The organism is Dethiosulfatibacter sp. (assembly GCF_983023055.1).
The window spans coordinates 1-2,058 of the sequence record NZ_CEZJXU010000450.1; the positions used below are offsets into that span (position 1 = coordinate 1).

The window sequence follows — 2,058 nt, forward strand, 5'->3', positions numbered from 1 at the left end:
AGCAAGATTCAACGAGGCGGACAGGACTCCGGAGGATGCGGCTAGAATGCTTGGAGCAAGCTATCCAAGAGTATTCAAGGATGTATTGTTTCCAATGCTTGTACCCGGAATAATGTCCGGGGGGCTCATGTCATTCATGGTATGCTTCAATGCCTTTGCAATGCAATATTTCCTGGCACCTTTCGGGGTAAGGACACTTCCTATGGAAATCTTCACCCTTATAAGGGTAGGGTACAAACCGGATATGAATGCACTTGCCAGCATAATCATGGTAATTACAATAGTACTGGTACTGCTGCTTAACAAGCTGGGATACTCGGCAAACAGATTAATGAAGTCAAAGTAAGGGGAATACAGTGAATAATTTAATTATAAAAAATCTAAATAAATCATTCGGCACCAATCAGGTGCTGTATGACATAAACTTCGAAGTAAAGAACGGAGATTTCGTGTCCCTCCTGGGACCTTCAGGATGTGGTAAGACAACGATTCTGAGGATTATAAACGGACTTGAAACCGCAGACACAGGATCGGTTATTGTCGATGGAAAAGACATTACAAGGGTGCCGGTGGAAAAAAGAAACATTGGCATGGTTTTTCAAAACTATGCATTGTTCCCAACAATGTCTGTAGCAAAAAATATCGGCTACGGTCTTAATATCAGAAAGAAGAGCAAGGAAGAAATAGATGAAAAGGTTAACTGGGCACTTAAACTTGTAAAGCTTGAAGGTATGGAAGACAGAAAAATAACAAAGCTTTCGGGAGGCCAGCAGCAGAGGATAGCTCTTGCCAGAGCATTGGTAATTGAACCTTCCATATTGTTGCTTGACGAGCCCTTATCTGCTCTCGATAGGAAGATAAGAGCGGAGATGCAGTATGAACTTAGAAATATTCAGCAAAAAATAGGGATAACGACAATATTTGTAACCCATGACCAGGAAGAAGCTCTTACAATGTCAGATAAGATAATACTAATGAACGAGGGTGTAATAGAGCAGGAATCTGATCCTATCAACCTTTATAATTATCCGAATTCAATATTTGCATCTGATTTTCTTGGAAAGGCTAACATATTGAAAGGAAAGCTAGTTGAAAGGGATGGACGATGGGCAGTTGAAGGAAACGGTTGGATCGTAGGAGTAAACTATAAAGATGGCAAGGCTGGAGATAATGTAAGTGTTGCCGTCAGAGGAGAACACTTCAATATAGAGACTAAGGAATTTGAAGGGTCTCAAAAGTTTGAAATCACAAACAAGGTATTCACCGGGTCGGTATGCAAGCTTCTTGGAAATATGGGCAAGGATGAAATTGAAATATCCATAATAAGCCTTGATGCTGAAAAATATCAGGTCGGAGATATTGCTCATGTAATGCCAACTTTGGAAACAACACTTTATTTTCAATAGCCAAATGACTTAGAATAAAATGATTATATTATATATACGAGGTGAAATATGTATCAGATACCATGCAATAAATACTGGAACACCTGGAGCTCAAAAAGCCCTACAATAATGGAGTTTCTGCCTGCAGAGTTTTATATTTCCATAGGGGCAAACTCCTATGCTGAAAATGGAGAATACACAAACTTCCCGTTCACGAAAAAAATAAAACTTTTTGAACATCACAAGGATGGAAACTACTGCAGACTGCAGGTTGAACACGGTGGAACAGTTCTTGAAATAGAATATGTAAAATCAGACGATTACACTGTCACAGGAAAAATAAGGACCTTGAAATTCGGGGAATGGGGACTTAGATTCCAGACTCTCATATCCTTTGGATTTGAAAACGAAGGAAAAATTGGTAATGAAAAAGGAAAAGTTGAGGAAAAAGATGGAAGTTTTTACGCCTCAAAGAGAAGCTATGAAATAGCATTGGCTCTAAAGGATACTCCAATCAGGGAATGCTATACAGACTCAAGGGATACACTTGGAAAGGCAATAGAGGATATGGGTTACTATACTCCAATGCCAGAGTCAGATGAAATTAGTTGGTATAGTACGATGTACAACCTTGAGGAAACACCTGAAATAGTATTTTCTGTATGTGTTTCAA

At 39.2% G+C, this 2,058-nt stretch carries 3 protein-coding genes; all 3 read left to right on the forward strand.

All coding sequences use genetic code 11. The annotated features are described in order from the left end of the window. Window positions 1-346, forward strand: a 346-nt coding sequence (locus tag AC3AX0_RS12290; RefSeq protein WP_487550570.1) for an ABC transporter permease, incomplete at its 5' end; no start/stop codon positions are given. A gap of 10 nt (window positions 347-356) precedes the next feature. Further along, the gene (locus tag AC3AX0_RS12295) at window positions 357-1,406 is read left to right on the forward strand and encodes an ABC transporter ATP-binding protein (RefSeq protein WP_487550571.1); all 1,050 of its coding nucleotides are present in this window, start codon (window positions 357-359) and stop codon (window positions 1,404-1,406) included. A 48-nt stretch (window positions 1,407-1,454) separates the two neighbouring features. After that, the coding region (locus tag AC3AX0_RS12300; RefSeq protein ID WP_487550572.1) for a hypothetical protein at window positions 1,455-2,058 on the forward strand (604 nt) is incomplete at its 3' end.